Annotated in this window: 11 protein-coding genes; 5 read left to right on the top strand and 6 right to left on the bottom strand. The window is 50.9% G+C overall.

The window, feature by feature from the left end; translation table 11 throughout:
* Position 1: 1 nt before the first annotated feature.
* On the top strand, positions 2 to 1,330 hold the full coding sequence (locus QL234_RS26520; RefSeq protein ID WP_281560774.1) for a TIGR03032 family protein: 1,329 nt from the start codon (positions 2 to 4) through the stop codon (positions 1,328 to 1,330).
* Entirely contained in the window at positions 1,330 to 7,827 is a 6,498-nt protein-coding gene (locus tag QL234_RS26515) for an Ig-like domain-containing protein (RefSeq protein WP_281560773.1), read from the top strand. Before QL234_RS26520 ends, QL234_RS26515 begins: the two co-directional genes overlap by 1 nt.
* Positions 7,828 to 7,886: 59 nt before the next feature.
* On the opposite strand, the gene QL234_RS26510 is transcribed toward QL234_RS26515, so the two are convergent.
* Positions 7,887 to 8,030 (bottom strand): hypothetical protein, encoded by a 144-nt coding sequence (locus QL234_RS26510; RefSeq protein WP_281560772.1) that lies wholly within the window; start codon positions 8,028 to 8,030, stop codon positions 7,887 to 7,889.
* A gap of 363 nt (positions 8,031 to 8,393) precedes the next feature.
* Between QL234_RS26510 and QL234_RS26505 the strand changes: the two genes are divergently transcribed.
* Positions 8,394 to 9,101, top strand: a complete 708-nt coding sequence (locus tag QL234_RS26505; RefSeq protein ID WP_281560771.1) for a PEP-CTERM sorting domain-containing protein — start codon at positions 8,394 to 8,396, stop codon at positions 9,099 to 9,101.
* A gap of 131 nt (positions 9,102 to 9,232) precedes the next feature.
* Here QL234_RS26505 and QL234_RS26500 read toward each other — a convergent pair whose 3' ends face one another.
* The 4 genes from QL234_RS26500 to pip all read right to left on the bottom strand — a co-directional run bounded on the left by QL234_RS26500 (position 9,233) and on the right by pip (position 14,004).
* Complete coding sequence (locus tag QL234_RS26500; RefSeq protein WP_281560770.1) at positions 9,233 to 9,844, bottom strand: hypothetical protein; 612 nt, start codon at positions 9,842 to 9,844, stop codon at positions 9,233 to 9,235.
* Positions 9,845 to 9,923: 79 nt separating this feature from the next.
* Positions 9,924 to 10,364, bottom strand: coding sequence for a hypothetical protein (locus QL234_RS26495; protein ID WP_281560769.1), 441 nt, complete (start codon positions 10,362 to 10,364; stop codon positions 9,924 to 9,926).
* Between the two features lie 42 nt (positions 10,365 to 10,406).
* On the bottom strand, positions 10,407 to 12,839 hold the full coding sequence (locus QL234_RS26490; RefSeq protein ID WP_281560768.1) for a PKD domain-containing protein: 2,433 nt from the start codon (positions 12,837 to 12,839) through the stop codon (positions 10,407 to 10,409).
* Positions 12,840 to 13,041: 202 nt separating this feature from the next.
* A complete protein-coding gene (gene pip / locus QL234_RS26485; RefSeq protein ID WP_281560767.1) occupies positions 13,042 to 14,004 on the bottom strand; it encodes a prolyl aminopeptidase in 963 nt (320 codons plus the stop codon).
* Between the two features lie 230 nt (positions 14,005 to 14,234).
* Here pip and QL234_RS26480 point away from each other — a divergent pair, with 230 nt between their 5' ends.
* Positions 14,235 to 14,459 carry a FeoA family protein gene (locus tag QL234_RS26480; RefSeq protein ID WP_281560766.1) on the top strand — a complete coding sequence of 75 codons (225 nt, stop codon included), beginning with the start codon at positions 14,235 to 14,237 and terminating at the stop codon, positions 14,457 to 14,459.
* Complete coding sequence (gene feoB / locus QL234_RS26475; protein WP_281560765.1) at positions 14,459 to 16,624, top strand: ferrous iron transport protein B; 2,166 nt, start codon at positions 14,459 to 14,461, stop codon at positions 16,622 to 16,624. The genes QL234_RS26480 and feoB overlap by 1 nt, the downstream gene beginning before the upstream one ends.
* 352 nt (positions 16,625 to 16,976) lie before the next feature.
* Here the strand turns inward: feoB and QL234_RS26470 are convergent, their stop codons facing one another.
* Positions 16,977 to 18,134, bottom strand: a complete 1,158-nt coding sequence (locus QL234_RS26470; RefSeq protein WP_281560764.1) for a Fic family protein — start codon at positions 18,132 to 18,134, stop codon at positions 16,977 to 16,979.
* Positions 18,135 to 18,616 lie beyond the last annotated feature (482 nt).

The raw sequence follows: 18,616 nt of genomic DNA, 5'->3' as shown, positions 1-18,616 counted from the left end.
CGTGGCTGAAGAAAAAAAGAATAATAACAGCGACACATTCTCTCCCCTGGATGATGAACTGGATTTTGATTGTCAATATAGCGACAACTTGCCGGCGATTTTAAAAGAGCTGAATATCTCTCTCGCCTTTACCTCGTATCAGGCGGGACGTTTGATGCTGGTGCGCAGCGACGGCAAAACCCTGGATGTGAATTTTAAAAGCTTTCCGCGCCCTATGGGACTTGCCGCAACAGAAAACGGTCTGACGCTGGGGATCTTTACCCAGATCATCAATTTCCAACGCGAAGATGGTTTGCTGGAACAAATCAAACAACCCCTGCAAGGCATAGAAGAAGATATCACCGCGCCGCGTATTAAGCCCAAAAACAGCGATGCGCAGACAAATGCCTTAACTGCCGAGAAAGCCGGGGAGAAAAACGGCGAGCCTGCACAAGAGCCTGTATTTAACTTATCTCCCGAGCAACAGCAGCAAGTGCAAAAGCAGCAAGAGGCAATGAGGGCCTATCAGCAAAAATTAACAGCCGCGCTTGATGAGCGGGTTGATGCCTGCTTTATTAGCCGCTCGGCCCACTATTCCGGCATGATCAATATTCACGATATCGACTGGGGAGATGAAGGCTTATGGGTGGTCAACTCCAGTTTTTCCTGCTTATGTACGCTCGATCCGGACTATAGTTTTATACCCCGCTGGAAACCGCATTTTATCTCCGAGTTGGTGCCTGAAGATCGCTGTCACCTTAACGGCATGACGCTAAAAGACGGTAAACCTGCCTATGTCACCACCTTCTCCAAATTTGATGCCCCCGGAAAGTGGCGCAAGGGCACGAAATTTGACGGCACTTTGATGTCGGTGGAAAGCAATGAAATTTTGGTGGATGGTCTGGCGATGCCCCATTCTCCCCGTTGGTATAACGACAGGGTGTATTATTGCAACTCAGGCTATGGCCAGATCTGCAGTTATCAGCCGGAAACTCAAACCACGGAAACTCTGTATGAAGTGCCGGGTTTTACCCGGGGTATGGATTTTTACGGCCCGCTTATGTTTGTCGGGCTTTCTAAAGTCAGGGATGCAGATGTGACCAAACCTGCGCCTTTGGCGCAAAAGTATGATGAAACCTATTCAGGGATCTGGCTGTTTAATCTCGATGATCAGGGAAATAAAAAAGAGATCGGCCATATTAAGTTTACCGGTAATGTCGATCAGATTTACGATGTTGCCGTTATCCCGAACAGCAGCTTTCCTGAGTTGATTGAACCTTCGCACCCGAGAATGAGAAATCATTTTTGCCATCCCGAATTACAAGCCTTAGCAACTGGAAGTAACGAATAATGGAATCGACTAAAATTACAAGTCCTGCCGCCCGATTAAGCGTCGGCAAACCGGCCAAATTGGGCCGGGCGATAAAAACTGCTATTCCTTTGTTGGCCATGTTGGGGGGCGGAGCACTGGCCTCCACCCGCAATACCAGCTCCTCCGTAAACGGCCGTAAGTTGAAAAGTGCCGCAACCGTTTATGTCAATAAGCTAGGTCACGAACCGGTTAAGGAGCAGGTGAATACCAATAAAACCAGGCGCTCGGCTTTTGCCGCCTTTAGCCGTACGGATCGGGTGAAAAAAACGGTTAATGCCCGGCATGAGGTTGACCATGGTGCACTCGACTTCTTAAAAAACAACGGGCTGTTGCAGCAGGGCAATGCAACCCAAGCCAGCCTGTCCGGCAATACCCTGGGCAGGAAAACATTTGCTGACTTTTGTGCGGCAACGGCAAAAAATACCGGGGATGCGTTGAGTACCGGCGATGCCAATGTCGTTGCCTACCAACCTACGGTCGGCGCTTGTACCGGGGCTGGTCATGTCTGGCATTATACCGTGGGAGGGCAATGTACCACAGGTGCATATACCGTCAGGCAATGTGTTGCCGATGGTGTGGTCCGGGGCAATGTCCCGAGTTTGACGACACACGGTACTGCAAGCTGGACCAATTTTACGGTGAATAGTACTAAGGTTGCTCCCGTAGGCGATACCACGCCGCCAACGTTTGAAAATGGGACCCCCTCGATAGGCTCAGAAACCGGCACCGGGGCAACGGTTTCTGCCGATCTCGATGAAGACGGCACCGTCTATTATGTGGTGGTGGCCGATGGTGCAGCGGCGCCGAGTGTTTCCGAGGTTAAGGCGGGCACCGGTAGCGGCGGCAGCGGACAGCTGGCGGCGGGCAACTTTACCACCACCGGCACTACCGGCAATGAAGCTTTTGGCGGCTTATCGGATAATACGGCCTATGATCTTTATGTGGTGGCCGAGGACGATGAAGGCACGCCGAACGTGCAGGCAAGCGTGACTAAGGTCGACTTTGCCACTTTGGATACAACCGCCCCGACCATTACTGCGGTCAGCATTCCAGATAGCGACCATAAGGTAGGAGATACGGTAACCGCTACTATTACCGTGGCCTCAGATACCGATGATTATACCACGGGCAGCGGCGGCATCAGCGGTACCATAGCCGGTTATGCCCTGGGCAGTTTAAGCAAAACCAACGACACCACCTATACCGCCACGTTCACTATTACCGACGGCGGCACGGATGTGGCGGCAGGATCGAATATTGCGGTGAACTTTACCCTGGATGACAGCTCGGGCAATACCAGCTCGGCCTATACCACCGCCATCAGCCAGGCCAGTGATGCCATTTATGCCAATTTACCGGATGTTGATCTTACCGCCGACACCAATACCATAGCCGAAGACGGCGGGGTCTCGACCTTAACCGCCACCTTAAGCGGCAGTTTAAACAATCAGTGGCCATCGGCAATCACCGTCAATCTGGCCTATAGCGGTACAGGTACGGCGGGCACGGATTACACTAAGTCCGACAGTATTGTGATTTCAGCGGGTAACTCCAGCAATACCGCTACCGTGACCGGCACCGCCGATACCTTGTTCGATGCCGCGAGCGATGAAACAGCAATCGTCGATATCAGCAGTTTATCGGTTGGTAACGAAGGCACCACTAACCAGCAAACCATCACTATCACAGATGCTGAGTCGGCTCCTACGGTAGACCTAAGTGTCGGCAATGCATCGGTTAATGAAAACGGCGGCACTTCGACCATTACCGCGACCTTAAGCCATCAAACCTATGACAGTACTGTGGTGAACTTATCTTATGGCGGCACTGCGGTGGGCGGGGGCACAGATTATAACAGCCCCAGTGCTTCCATCACCATTAATGCCAACAGTTTAAGTGCCAATGCGGCTACCGGTATCATTGCCGTGGATGACGGCAGCTCGGACGGTAATCAGACCATCATAATCGATATCAGCTCGGTGACCGGCAGCGCCAGTGAGAACGGTACCCAGCAGCAGACGGTGACCATCATAGATGATGAAGACGGTGTCGCGCCGACGATTACCGGTATTACGATACCCGACAGCGCGCATAAAAACGGCGATATTGTGACCGCCACCATCAGTGTGACTTCCGACGCCGATGATTACACCACAGGCAGCGGCGCCATTGCCGGTAATATTAACGGCTTTACTTTAGGCAGCTTGAGTAAATCCAATGATACCACTTATACCGCGACCTTTACCGTAGCGGCGGGCAGCGATATAGCAGCAGGCAGTGACGTACCGGTCAACCTGCTGACCTTGACCGACAGCTCGGGTAATACCAGCAGCGTCTATTCGACCCCTATCAGTCAGGCCAGCGATGCCATTTATGCCAACCTGCCGGATGTCGATTTAACCGCTGATACCAATACGATTGCCGAAGACGGCGGGGTTTCAACGTTAACGGCAACCTTAAGCGGCAGTCTGAACAATCAGTGGCCGGCGGATATTACCGTGAATCTGGCCTATACAGGTACAGGCACCGCAGCTACCGATTATGCCAAATCTGACAGCATTACCATTACCTCAGGTAACAGTACCGGCACAGCGACGGTGACCGCTACTGCCGATACTATCTTTGATGCCGCCGCTAATGAAACGGCTATTGTTGATATTGATAGCCTGTCTGCGGGTAATGAAGGTACCACCAACCAGCAAACCATTACTATCACAGATGCCGAAGTGGCGCCTGTGGTGACCTTAAGCACTGGGGCGGCTGTGGTGGCGGAAAATGGCGGGACTTCTGCGATCACCGCAACCTTGAATAACCCGACTTACGCCGATGTAACCGTAAACCTGGGTTATACCGGCACCGCCACCAGTGGCGGTATCGATTACAATACCCCAAGCAGTGTTATTACCATTACTGCCGGCAATAGTTCCGCCAATGCCGCAACCGGCATTACCGGGGTAGACGATGGCGATAGCGAAGGTTTTGAAACCATTATTATCGATGTCGCCTCGGTTACCGGCGGCAGTGCCACTGAGAGCGGCAGCCAGCAGGAAACCGTGACCATCAATGATGATGAAACCATTCCTGTGGTGACCTTAAGCGCCGGTATTAATACCCTGGCCGAAGATGGCGGGACGGCAACCTTAACGGCGACTTTAGATCAGGTGACTTTTGAAGATGTTACCGTGAATTTAGCCTATAGCGGTACGGCAACTGGCGGCAGTGATTATGCCTCGCCTGCCTCAAGTATCACCATCAGTGCCGGGCAGTTAACCGGCACCTCTACGCTAACGGCGACCAATGACAGCACGGATGAAGACGATGAAACCATTATTGTTGACATCAGCAGCGTCAGCGGCGGCAACAGTATCGAAAGCGGCAGCCAAAGTGAAACCCTTACGATCATCGATGATGACAGTACGGTAACACCAAACCCGGATCCGGATCCCGAACCGGAAACGGCGCTGGTCAGCCTTGCTGCCAGCCCAAGCTCGATAGCGGAAAACGGCGGTACCAGCACGATTTCGGTAAGCCTGGATCAGGCCATCAGCGAGTCGGTAACGGTTGCCTTGGCCTATAGCGGCAGCGCCAGCAGCGGCAGTGATTATCAGACACCGGCGGGCTCTGTAACTATCGCCGCCGGGGAAACATCTGCCGACCTTAGTTTGACGGCGATAGCAGATAGCGAGCAGGAAGATAATGAAAGCATTATCGTCGCTATTTCCGGTGTCAGCGGCAGTATTGCCAGTGAAGACGGTGACCAGGTACAAACCGTGACCATAACCGATGCCACAAGTGTGATCACTACGGCTGCCGACAGCGCCGCTGTCGATGAAGATGCCAGTGTTGATATCAATGTCCTGGCCAATGACAGTATCAGCGGCGGCAGTTTTGATATCGGCAGTGTAACGGTCAGCTCAAGCGCGCAGCACGGTGTTACCGAAATAAATAATGAAAGCGGCATGATCACATATCGCCCGGACGCGGACTTTAACGGCAGTGACAGTTTCAGCTATACCGTCAGCGATCTTTCGGGCAACCAAAGTGAAGCTACTTTGGTGACGATAAATGTTGCCGCGATAAATGATGCGCCGCTAGCGCAAGATGACATGGTTGTCCGCGAAGACTGGCAACCGTTAACCCTGGATGTGTTAGCCAATGACAGTGATGTTGACGGCGATGAGCTGAAAATTATCGGCGCCGTTGTTGATATCGGTGCCGTTAGCTTTACCGACAGTGACATTACCTTCACCCCTGCCGGTGGTTTTGCCGGCAGTGTCTTTATCGATTATGTGGTCAGCGACGGTACGGAAGAAGCCTCTGCCCGGGTGCAAATCGATATGCAGGCCTCGGATGAAAACCTGCCGGTGATCACCTTGCCTGAAGATATCGAAGTTAATGCCGATGCCCTGCATACCAAGGTAGACCTGGGCGTGGCGGAGGCCGTCGACAGCTCTGGCAATAGTATCCCGGTCTCCCTTGAAGACGGTATTACCTTCTTTAAACCCGGTACCAATACCGTGTTCTGGACGGCAACCGACAGCGAAGGACGCAGTGCGACAGCAAGCCAGGTGGTAAAAGTCAATCCATTGATTTCACTGGATAAAGACCAAACGGTTACCGAGGGAGCCGAGGTCAGGGTTGGCATCCGCTTAAACGGCGAATCGCCGCAATACCCCTTATCTGTGCCTTATAGCGTCAGCGGTTCGGCGCAGTTTGGTGTTGATCATGATCTTGACTCGGGTACGGTGACTATTAACTCGGGGACAGACGGTGTAATCACCTTTAATATTCTCAATGATGCCATCAGCGAAGGTGATGAAACCCTGGTGATTGAACTGGACAGCGGCCTTAACCGCGGCAGTAAATTCAGCCAGCAGCTCACCATTACAGAAGACAACGTGCCGCCTAAAGTCAGTCTTAAAGCGGAGCAGGGAGGTGAAGAGCGTTTTGTGATCAACCAGCAGGACGGCTTGGTAGTAATCACCTCAGAAATCAGTCACCCCGATGCCGTTAATCAATATACCTATGCCTGGTCCAATAAGCAGCAGTTGCTGAACGACAGCGACAGCAGTGATACCAGTTTCAGCTTTGATCCGTCAGGCTTGGCGGCGGGGGTATATCATGTTGCCCTGACGGTGACTGACAGCGATGATATAACCTATAGCGGTCACGATCAGCTTACCCTGCGCCTGGATGCCACCAGCATAGCCTTGGGTACGCAAGACAGCGACAATGACGGTATTGCCGATGATGTCGAAGGTCTGGATGATGGCGATAACGACGGTATTCCCGATTACCTGGATAATATCGATGAATGTAATGTCGTACCCGAGCAGGTAGGTACCACGGACAACTTCCTGGTGGAGGGAGATCCGGGAGTATGTCTGCGCCTTGGGGATACCGCGTTAACGGGCGCCTCAGGCGGTACCCGTTTGCTTGAAGATGATGTCAACGATGAAGAGGTTGTGAATGTCGGCGGTATCTTTGACTTTATCGCCTATGGTTTGCCGATTGAAGGCCAGGAATACCGGGTAGTCTTGCCGCAGGTACAGCCGATTCCCGCCAATGCCGTCTACCGCAAACAAAAGAGCAGTGGCGAATGGACTAACTTTGTCCAGGACAGCGGTAACCAGTTATGGTCAACCGAAGGTGAATCGGGCTTCTGTCCGCCGCCGGGGGATGAGCAATGGCAGCCCGGGCTTACTGAAGGCCACTGGTGTGTGCAACTGGTGATGACAGACGGCGGTGCTAACGATGCCGACGGCATAGCCAACGGCACTATAGTTGATCCCGGCGGCGTGGCTGTGATGCTGGATAATAACCAGCAACCGCAGGCGGAAAATGACAGCGTACAAACCTTGCAGAATACGCCGCTAACCATAGATGTGCTGGCCAATGACAGTGACGGCGATGGTGATAGTCTAGAGATCACCTCGGCAAATGCTGTTTTCGGTACTGTTACCATAGAAAATAACCAGCTTTATTATCAGCCGCCAAGCAGTTATTTCGGCGAAGATACTCTGGTATACGGTATCAGCGATAACCAGGGGGGATCGGCTTCGGCCACGCTGACGATAACCATATTAGCCAACGAAAGTCCGGTGGCAGTCAATGATGCGGTAACCTTGCTCAGCGGCAAGAGCCAAACCTTAAATGTGCTGGATAACGACAGCGATGCGGAAGGGAGCGAGTTGGCGTTGATTTCGGCCACGGCAGAACTTGGTAGCGTCAGTATCAATGATGATGGCACGTTAAGTTATCAGGCCCCGGCAAGTTATGTCGGTACCGATACAGTGACTTATGTTATCCGTGACAGCATGGGGGCCGAAGCTGAGGGTACGGTGACGGTAACTCTGGTGGAATCACGTGAATATACCAGTGCACAAGGCAGAAAAAGAAACGGCGGCAGTGCTTTCTATCTGGTGTTAATTGCTCTTGTGGGCCTGGTTGGACGTAGGAAATTAACAGGCAGGTAAGTGAATAATCTGAAATAAAAAGCCCCGGCTCGCCGGGGCTTTTTTATGTGTAGGATGTATTATGTGGCCACAGGGAAAATCTCTGTGCCGATGTCACAGTCGGTATTGTACATGGCGAGCGGATCGCCGTGATCGTGATAGCTGCCGTCCGGCTGGAGTCTACAGCGATCCTTACAGTGCTGGCTCTTCATCATTATTTTCATCTGGTTGCTGTGTCATGATAAAGGTGAAAATGAAACGACCTTGCTTAAGCACTATCCAGGGAGCCAACTAAAGGCTTTATCTATATCAAAAAAGACAGGAAAGTTGTCGGTTTTATTTACATAATTTCAATGAGTTACTTAAAGCAAAAATAAAATCAATTAAAAATCAATGGGATATAAACGTGGTCTGTGCCTTGCTTATTGGCTGGCCTTGCTTTAATGGTGTGATATCAATCAGTTACTCTTGAATGTCAGCACTTAATAATTAAAAAGAGCAGGGGGAAACAGGCAAAGCTTAATTTGACTGTTTTTACAGCACGAAAGGTTAATACACTAAAGGAAAAAAGGATGAAAGGAATGACTATGAAAGGGAAAACGACTAAGGGACTTGTTACGGCAGCAGCATTAATGCTTGCCAGTTCAAATGCTCTTGCTGGTATGATGACGGTAAGCGATTCTTTTGGTTCTCAGGGCAGTACAACGGATGTGCCTGTAGGGGCTTTAAATGAAACCCTGTCGGTTGCTGGTTTTGATACCTCGTTAGGTATTCTGACCGGTGTCAGTATTTCGGTTTTTGGTCAAATGGACAGCGAAGGTTCTTCTAAAAATGTCAGCGCCGCAGACGGCCGTGCCGAAGTCAGTATCTTATTAGGCAGCAACTGGTCGGTAACTACGGCTGCGGCCGATGATTATATCTTTGGTAACGGTGGTGCTGTTCTGGCCGATGACCAAAGCTCTGCGGCGGGTAATTTCGATTTAACGCCGGGTGAAATCTTTACTTATGACTTATCAAGCGGCGAGCAATCCGGTGCGATGACAGGTGTTGATTTGTCCGCCTTTACTACAGGCAGCATGGTTGATTTTGTTTTCTCTGCCCTGGCCCTGACTTATATTAACAACGATGTGGAATCGGGTACCGGGACTTTTGAAAATACCTTCCAGACAGGTTCCTGGGGTAAGGTTGAAGTCACTTATACCTATAGCAGCGAAGTGCCGGAACCGGCTTCTATCGCCATTCTGGCATTAGGTCTGGTGGGATTAAGCTTACGCAATAAACAAAAGCAGGTTTAATAAAAGCTGCTTGCCGTAAGTATATTTACGGCGTAAAGAACTCTTAGTTTCATGAGAGTCTAAACCCCTTAAGCTATAGCTAATGCCTTAAGGGGTTTTTTTATATCAGAAGATGTCAGCCAGGGGACTTTCTAATACAACAGCTGACGGTAAAAAGTATGCTGTTTTCCCTTTGTCAGGGTTTGTACCTTAGGTTCAACATAACTGACCAGTATATCCCCCAGCTCTGTGGGGAACTGTACCTGGAGTTCACGGGGGTTATCTGCCTGGTCACCGGCAAGTAAAAAACCGTCGATATAGGCCACCAGGTAATTCTGCCTGTCCTGTTCGCCATGTTCATGTTTTCCTTTGTGGTTTTTTAATACCTTGCCGGCAATTTCTTTTTGCAGCATTTTCCTAAGTTGTTGGATGCCTGGCAGCCTGGCCTGTTGTGAGTCCAGCGAAATCTTTCCCGAGTAAACCGGCATTTTTGCGGTGAATAAGTGATTAAGCTGCTGCCTGAACAGGGTCAATGTTTTATTGTCGCCGCTGGCCAGGTGCAGCAGGGAGGCGGGTTTTTCCGGCCATAACATCCTGGCGAACAAGTTGCTCAGGGAAGTGCGTATGGTCAGGGAAATATGTTTGTCTTGGCGCAGGGCGACTTCCGCCGAGGTCATGCTCAGGCCGTGAGCTGCAGCCTGGTTTACTGTTATCAGGGAGCATAAGAGCAGTATTAGCAGTTTACATTGCTTTGCTGTTTTCATATCTTTTACCTGGAAAAAGTTTTTGCTGAGAGCTTGTCAGCCATGGCTGCAGTATTGTCTGCTGCCATGGCGGGTGTTGTTACCGGCAATGGCTGGCTACAGTATCATTGCTGCCGCTGGTATCCGTACTGTCTAAACGGTACCTGAAGGTGTAGCAGTTGGCATCGCTTTGATAGCCGTCATCTCCCTGGACGAGCTGGCGGTAAAGGATCAGCGCCTTATCGCCCGGGGTTATATTGTTGTTATTCTCCCCCGGGGTGATTTCGATAAAACTCCAGCTTAAATTATCAAAGGTCATGGTATCGTAATCGCTGAGCTCGACATCCGAACCGGCCCAGGATAAATCCCGCTCCCGGCTCCAGTGGGGACCGGGAGAGACCGAGCTTGACTGATCTGCCACACCCCGGTAGCAAGCTATGGTGTAGGGGGCTTCCCGGGTGGTGTAATAAACATATTCGCTGCCGTCGCCGTGTAAATCGTAGGCGTTACATTCGTCCAGCGGCTGTTCGCCGGTTTTCACTTTTTGCGGCAGGTAATTCAGTTCGCTGTAGCGCCCGGCGCCCTAGTCGGTGCCGCCTTCGGTTGCCGCGCCGCCGGCGGTGCCGAAATAGAGCGGGATGCCGTCAAACATATAGGCCAGCGGTTGCGACGGGTCATGGCTGTCCATCATACATAAAGGAGCCATATGATAGTGGTAGTCTTCGCCGTTACCGGCATGGGCGCCGCACTGGTCGACTTCACCGAGCAAGATGGTATCGCGGTCGCTGTAATCCTGTCCCAGCCGGGCGATTTCACCGTTAGTATTTTCCTTGGCATAGTGCAAAATCGGCACCCCTTCCACCGAGATGCCTATGGCGTCGTGGATATTGATATTGCTGGCGGTGCTGCTTAAATAATCCGGCTGCAGCGGCAAGGTCCAGGAGCTTTGTTCCTCGATAGGCACCCGGCCAATCCAGGAGCGGATACCGACATTGGCTTTGTCGCCGTCAAGTTGTGAGCGGTAGGGCAGCATAGTATGGGTGGTCACCGTCATAGTGGTGCTGGTGCAGCTGAGTGAAACCAGATCGCTGTAGGCGGCAAAAGTGGCGGATTTTGCCGCACAGTCACTGGGCACACTGGTAGGAACATGATCGTCGTTATTGGGGTTATAACGTACCCGCGAAAGGGTCAGGCTGGTGCTGGTCAAGGTGCTGCCGGCAATGGCATCGGTTAAGGTCACCAGGCCGGTACCGGTGCCATCGAGGCCTAAGCTGCCGACGGCATCAGATAAGGCATAAAGGGTGATAATATAATCATTAGCTATCGGTGACTGGGAGCAGGGGGCCGAATAACCTTGTTCGCCGTCGATACCATTGATACCAAAAGTGCCGATTGTCGTTTCCCCGGTCGCCAGAGAGCTGATGTTGGCGGGGATATCATATAACACCTGGTAGGAATGGGCCTTGCTGAAATCACCTTGATCATTTTCATTGGCAAAGTTATGCATGGTTATGGCAAAGCTTTGCGTGCCTGCGGGCGCATTATCCCAGTTCAGGGTCGGAAAGCTGCCCTGGCCTGTGCCGTCGCAGGTGGCATCCAGCGGCAAGATCATATCGGATTTTACCGCATCACTGCTTAGGGTCATATCATCGTCACTGCTGCCGATGGTGGCGCGTACCAGCACTTCATTATCCAGCACCAGGTTGGTACTCCAGATAAAGCTGGCGTCAACACTGCTGTCATCGAAAACATCGGTAAAGTTAGTGTAGGAAGCCTTGTTGTCGACGCCTACGGTGTCGTTGCTAAAGGTGCTGGCGGCGGGCCAGCTGCTGTCGTCAAAACTGCTTGCCATCCAGTTGTCCGGGCGTGCCCAGTGGGCGGCGCTGATGCTATCCAGGCTGTCGGGGGCCGAAGTCGAACAGCTGGCAGATAAACGCTGATGGTTAAACTGGCTTAGGCAGCTGGTATCGGTGAGCGGAGCGGTATAATAGGTTTGCGCCTTCCAGCTGCTGTCGGTGATGCCGATAATGTCATTGTTGCTGTCTTTAAAGACCGCCACCATGCCGCCATCGCCGGGATGATAGTTGCTGCCCTGGTTGGCTTCTGTACCTGTGGCTAAATTCTCTTCCCAGTCCACCAGTAACATGGCGGCGGTAAAAGGCTGATTGACGCGAAAACGCACGATATTGGAGTTAAAATCGGTAAAAGGTACCGGATCTTTGCCGACTGCCGTGCCGTTGATATAAAGCTCGAAATAGTTGTCGGCAAAGATGTAGGCGGTGATCAGCTCACCGTCGGTATCGATTTCTATGATGTCGCTGCCGTCTCCGGCGATCAGGGCTGCAAGGGCCTGCTCGGCGGAATCATAATCATGGCCGCTTTGGTAGACATTGTACAGATCTGAAGCAAAGGGCATGCTGTTATCGCTATAGCGTACCTCGGCGGGCACGGTCCAGCTGCCATTATCATCATCTGTGATGCTGCCCAAAGGGGCGACCCGGGTGCCGGAGGCAAATAAATTGCTGATGGTGGTACTGCCGGCGCCACGGGTATAAACCGGGCTGTCCTGGTCGCTGTTGTCTGCGGCGGCTATGATAGTCACCGAGTCGGCGCTGCTGCTGACAGTGCCGTCATTGACCACCAGGGATAAGGTATAGCTGCCGGCAAGATCGGCGGTAAAACTGGTATTGCTGGCGGAATCTGTGCTCAGGCTGGCACTGCTGCCGCCAGGCACCGAGCTGAAACTCCAGCTGTAGGTCAAGCTATCGCCGTCGGCATCGCTGCTTTGGCTGCCGGACAGGTTAACACTGTCGCCTGTGGTGACATTTTGATCGGCGCCGGCATTTGCTACCGGTGCGTTATTGGTTGTCGGAGTATCGGTCGCCGGGTTATCGCTTGAACTGCCGGAGGAAGAGCCGCCACACCCGGTTAATACCGCCGAGATCATGGCCGTGGCTATTAGCGCGGGGAGCAGGTGGCCGGTAAACAGGGGAGACTTATACCTTGTTAATATCATAATGCTTTTACCCTTAGTCGAGAACTTCACTTGCCCGAGTATGGCAAACAAATGTGTGGTAAATGTGTACATTCTTGACAAGATTGTGTGCAACCGGATTTTATTCTTAAAAAATGAATGGGAAGCAGGAAGCAGGAAGCAGGAAGCAGGAAGCAGGAAGCTGATAGCGAGAGTAAGGGAGCCCGGAGACTCCCTTATTGTATTAGCCGAGGTTCAGCATTTGCCGGGTAGCGGCGATCAGGTGGTGTTTGGTGTTGGTTTCCACCGAAGCATGGCCGGACTGCTCACTGATGAGCAATTGTGACTGAGGTAACTTTTGGTGTAATAACCAGGCATTATCCAAAGGACAAACAATATCGTAGCGGCCGTGCACTATGATGGTGGGAATATCCCTGAGTTTATCGCAGTTATCCAGAATTTGGTTTTCGTCAAGGAAGCAGTTGTTCACCATATAATGGGCTTCGTGGCGGGCCAGGCTCCAGCACCTTTTGTCTGTGGTGGCTTCTTTTAAGAAGGCTTGGTCCGGCGCCAGGGTGCAGCAAGACATTTCCCAGGTGGCCCAGGCACGGGCGATTTTTTCTGCCAGGGCCTTGTCCGGGCCTGTCATTAATTGATAGGCGCCGTGAATATCCGCCTGGCTTTCGCCCTCACCTTCCTTATGAGGAAACGCATTAAGATAAGCCTGCCAGTGATCGGGATAAATACGCTTGGCGCCGCCGCCGGAGAAGGTCCAGTCGGTATCTTGCTGGCGCGCTAAAAAGATGCCGCGCAGCACCAGGCTGGTGACCTGTTGCGGGTGATGCTGGGCATAAACCAGCGACAGGGTTGAACCCCAGGAGCCGCCGAAGACATGCCATTTTGTTATCTCCAGGTGCTGGCGTATCCGTTCAATATCCGCCACCAGTGCCGATGTGGTATTTTCTTCCAGGCTGCCGTGAGGCAAAGAACGGCCACAGCCCCTTTGATCGAATAAGATGATACGGTATTTTTCCGGATCGAAAAAACGCCTGTCATTGGTCGAGCAGCCGGCGCCGGGGCCGCCATGGATAAAGATCACCGGCTGTCCTGCCGGGTTTCCGCATTGCTCGACATAGAGCTGGTGGCCATGGTCTACGTCCAGCATAAAGTGCTGATAAGGCTCTATTTCAGGATAAAAATCATTCATATTTTGCTCTTATTATTCAGGGAAAAAGCGTTAGCGAGGCAATAACTTGCGGTAAAAAAACAGCGATGTCAATGTTTGTCATTTTAGAGCTTTTGCTTTTGATGCAAATCAAGCCCCCGGGCAAAGCTGTTCTTTTTGCTGTACTTTTTATCTGCAAAAGGTAGAATAATAATGATAGCTATTCTCATTAAGTGGGTGGCCGAAAATAAGTCATAAAGGATTAACTAAACATGACCCTAGCCGAATTAAAACCTAACCAGAAAGCGATTATTGCCGGTTTACCCGAAGATCTCGACTTAGCAGCACAGCTGCTGGAACAGGGCTTTGTGCCCGACAGCGAAATCTCCCTGGCCCATAAGGCGCCTTTTAATGGCCCTATGGCGTTTCGAATTCACAATACTAAAATCTCTATCGGCCAGAAAATTGCCGGCCAAATTAAAGTGGAACATTGTTAATGTCACGTATGATGCATTATGCCCTGGTGGGGTTTGCCAATTCAGGTAAAAGTACGCTGTTTAACCTGCTCTCAGGCAGCCAGCAAAAAGTGGGCAACTGGTCCGGTGTTACCGTGGCGGCCAAGCAAAAAGCTTTTCCGCTTGCCGATGGCGAAGTCCTGCTGTCGGACTTGCCGGGACTGAGCTCGTTAACCCAGCGCCAAAAACAAGGGCAAGATCTGACCGTCAGTCATGATTTTATCCGCGAAAAACAAATTGACTGTTTGATCAATGTGATCGACAGCACCCAGTTAAAACGTCAGCTCTATTTAACCACCCAGTTGCTTGAACTTGGCGTGCCTATGATAGTCCTGCTCAATAAAAGCGACAGCAAGCAGGCTGAGGCGGTGGATACCGATAAGCTGGCTCAGCAATTGGGCTGTCCGGTATTTGCCATCAATGCCCGTGAAGAGAACACCCGATCTGAGCTGATAGCTTTGCTGGATCGCCAGGTGCAGCGTAATGATTATCAGGTTAACAGCACTGACAATACTTGCTGCAGTGAAGACGGACAGACATGTGAAAAAACCGCGCAGCTTAATGAGATGCAGAGGCGCCACCGCCGGGTTAATACCCTGGTGCAGGCGTCACAAGCAGCAAATACCTCCGGGCAGCATAAACCGGGATTAAGCGATAAAATCGATAACCTGGTCTTACATCCTCTGGTGGGGATCCCGGTGTTTCTCGGTATGATGTATCTGCTGTTTATGTTTGCCATTAATGTCGGCAGCGCTTTTATCGACTTTTTTGATATCCTCAGCGGTACCCTTTTTGTTTCTTACCCGGCGCATTATCTGGCCGGGTTCAATCTGCCGATGTGGCTACTGACCATCATTGAAGGTATCGGCAGCGGCATACAAACGGTAGCGACTTTTATTCCCGTGGTTGCCTGTTTGTTTATCGGTTTATCCCTGCTTGAAAGCAGCGGTTACCTGGCGCGGGCGGCTTTTGTCGTTGATAATGTGATGCAGAAAATCGGCTTGCCCGGCAAGGCTTTTGTGCCTTTGATTGTCGGCTTTGGCTGTACTGTGCCTGCGGTGATGTCGACCAGGGTACTCGATAGTGAGCGTGAGCGCTTAACGACTGTGATGATGGCTCCTTTTATGTCTTGTGGCGCCAGGTTGCCTGTTTACGCTTTGTTTGCCGCCGCTTTTTTTCCCGATAATGGCCAGAATCTGGTGTTCCTGCTTTATTTAATCGGCATAGCCGCTGCTATCTTTACCGGATTTCTGCTTAAGAAAACCCTGCTACCGGGTAACAGTTCGCTTAATATCATGGAGTTGCCTTTATATGAGTGGCCTAAGCTTACTTATATCAGCCAACGGGTATGGCAGCGTACTAAGGGCTTTGTGACCGGTGCCGGTAAAACCATAGTGATCGTGGTGTGTTTACTGAATTTCTTCAACTCCATAGGCACGGATGGCGAGTTCGGCCACCAGGACAGTGAAAGTTCGATATTAAGCCAAAGCGCCAAAGTGGTGATGCCGGCGCTGGCGCCACTGGGGGTTAAGGAAGAAAACTGGCAGGCCGGGGTCGGTATTATTACCGGTATCTTCGCCAAAGAAGTTTTAGTGGCCACCTTTAACAGCCTGTACTCCCCGGGAGAAGGGGAAGAGGAAGCAGAGCCTTCGCTGGCGGCCAGCTGGGAAGAAGCGGTAGACAGTATTTTGTTAAACCTGCTGGGCATAGCCCCGGACGATCCTTTAGGTATCGATGTCGGTGAGGTCAGCGATTTAGCCGTGGCGGCCGAGGAGCAGGAAGTGGAAATCACCACTTATCATGTGATGCAGGAGGCTTTTGCCGGACAGTTGGGCGCCTTTAGCTACTTGCTGTTTATTTTACTTTATACCCCGTGTGTGGCGGCGATGGGGGCTATTAAAAACGAAGTTGGTTCACGCTGGGCCGGTTTTGCCGCTTTGTGGAGCTTTACCCTGGCCTACCTGGTTTCTACCGCCTGCTTCCAGCTGGGTAATATTGCCAATGAGCCGTTAATGGCGGTGATCAACCTGGTGATGGTGGTGGTGGTGTTTAGCGCCATTTATTTGTGGCTGAAGCATCAGGGGAAAAAGATACTGACCATACCTGTGGCGGTCAGTTATAACGAGGCGGCACATCACAAGTGTTAACCGTTAAAGAGTTATAAAAAAGGCCCGCAAGGGCTTTTTTTATGTACAGGATGTACGGTCAGCTTACCCGTTCCCGACGTAAGCTAAGTACCTGCCTCCATGCAGGCAATAAGGCGGGTTCACGGATGAACAGGAGCCATATGTACAGGATGTACGGTCAGCTTACCGGTTCCCGACGTAAGCTAAGTACCTGCCTCCATGCAGGCAATAAGGCGGGTTCATGGATGAACAGGAGCCATATATACAGGATGTACGGTCAGCTTGCCCGTACCCGACGCAAGCCAAGCACCTGGATTTATACAGGCACTCAAGCAGGTTATGGAAGAATAAATCTTGTGTCTTTTACACTGCCTTATGCGGCATCGGTTTCCTCTTCTTTAAGGAAAATAGCATCGTCCAGCTGTTGCCAGGTGGCAAACATCAACGGGCAGTCATAGATGACCGCACCTTCCGGCTGGCGCAGTCGGCGTGCTTCGAGAATTTTGCAATTGATCAGTTCCTGAATCGCGGCCTGGGCGGTAAAGAAGTCCCAGCCGAAATGCTTAAATAAGCCTTTTTCACAGACGATCGGTTGTACCCATAAATGATCCAGCAACTTTTTACCGTTGGCAGATAAGGCCCGCATGGCCAGGCGGCCGTTTATCTTGGCCTGGCCATCGGCCAGGATCTTGTACATACGGCGTTTTAACCTGTCGCCCCAGGATAAGCTTTCCTGCCAGTAATCATGTACCGGTGCGCTGAAATTTTCTGCTCTTAAGGTGGATTGGATGGCATCGATATAAGTGTCTTTTTGCTTGTGCAGGCGATACAGGGAAGGGTGGATAATATCGCCGTATTTTTGCTCCAGGCGTGACTGTAAAAATACCCGTCCGGTCCGGCCGTTGCCGTCGGCAAAAGGATGTATGTTTAGCAACTGATTATGGCCGACGATAGCGAGCACATCTTCGGCCAGCTCTGTGTTATTGACAAACGCCAGCCAGTCGTTGATAAGGGCATCGACGTGCTCGGCCGGCGGACAGACATAATAGGCAGCCATAGGCGATTTGCCGCCGATCCAGTTTTGGTTTTTGCGGATGTTGCCGGCTTTTTTGTGCTCGGCTTCGAGCAGCCGGTTGACGTCCAACAGTATTTTCAGAGAAAGCTGTTTATTGGCTGCCAATATTTCTCTGGCTTGCTGGTATCTGGCCATTTGCGTCACCAGATCTATGGCTTCAGGATCAACAAAGCCTATCTGGCTGCTGACCAGGGCTAATCGTTTACGGGAGACGGAACGCGACTCTTTCAGGCTGCGACTGCCCGCCAGGTAACGGTTAAGAAAACCGTTTAATGAGAATTCGCCATATTTCCCCTGTTTAAAGTTATTTAAATCAAAGTCTATTTCCAGCTTGATTTTCTGTTCAGCCAACGTCGGCGGTATGATGCAAATGATAGTTTCTTGTTTATCACCATGCTTGCGCTCTACTGTTTCTACATCAGCATAACGCTCAATATATTGATCCTTATAACTCAAAACATGAAGCCTTTCTTTGGAAAATGGGCTGCTTATATAGCAAAACTCATCGGGGATAACAAATGTTGTTTCAATTAATTAACATTTTTTTCTTTTTATTCTGCTGAGCTTGTTGTCACGGGCTGGGGTATTTACTTGTTATTGCTGGTATTTGATTTACCACTTATCAAAAAAGTAATCAAGTGTAAATAAAGTGTAATTATCGAGGTGGTGTTTTCAGTGGTGTTGGCAATGCCACTCTTGTTTCCTACTTATTACAATCAATAAAATCAAAGGGTTAGGTTTTGATGGTTGTTTGTAAGGAAATGTGAACTTGATGGGGTTTTCACTGTCTGAGAGCATCAGGCTGAAGATTTCGGTTTGAAAGTAAGTGCTGCAAATTTTCAATGTTAAGCATTTCTTAAGAATCTCTTGATATGGTCACATTCATGGCTGCCTGCGTATCGTCACGGGGGAGTTTATTAAAGAAGAGATTTTTACAA

Origin of the sequence: Thalassomonas sp. RHCl1 (assembly GCF_947387555.1) — a bacterium.
Classification (GTDB): Bacteria; Pseudomonadota; Gammaproteobacteria; order Enterobacterales; family Alteromonadaceae; genus Thalassomonas.
The sequence above is the reverse complement of the archived record's forward strand: the minus strand, read 5'-3'. Positions and strand labels throughout refer to the sequence as shown.

Excerpts from the sequence above, each read along its gene's own strand:
- QL234_RS26515 (WP_281560773.1), top strand. The coding sequence starts at position 1,330 with ATGGAATCGACTAAAATTACAAGTCCTGCCGCCCGATTAAGCGTCGGC.
- QL234_RS26480 (WP_281560766.1), top strand. The coding sequence starts at position 14,235 with ATGACCCTAGCCGAATTAAAACCTAACCAGAAAGCGATTATTGCCGGT.
- pip (WP_281560767.1), bottom strand. The coding sequence starts at position 14,004 with ATGAATGATTTTTATCCTGAAATAGAGCCTTATCAGCACTTTATGCTG.
- QL234_RS26505 (WP_281560771.1), top strand. The coding sequence starts at position 8,394 with ATGAAAGGGAAAACGACTAAGGGACTTGTTACGGCAGCAGCATTAATG.
- feoB (WP_281560765.1), top strand. The coding sequence starts at position 14,459 with ATGTCACGTATGATGCATTATGCCCTGGTGGGGTTTGCCAATTCAGGT.
- QL234_RS26510 (WP_281560772.1), bottom strand. The coding sequence starts at position 8,030 with ATGAAAATAATGATGAAGAGCCAGCACTGTAAGGATCGCTGTAGACTC.
- QL234_RS26500 (WP_281560770.1), bottom strand. The coding sequence starts at position 9,844 with ATGAAAACAGCAAAGCAATGTAAACTGCTAATACTGCTCTTATGCTCC.
- QL234_RS26490 (WP_281560768.1), bottom strand. The coding sequence starts at position 12,839 with ATGATATTAACAAGGTATAAGTCTCCCCTGTTTACCGGCCACCTGCTC.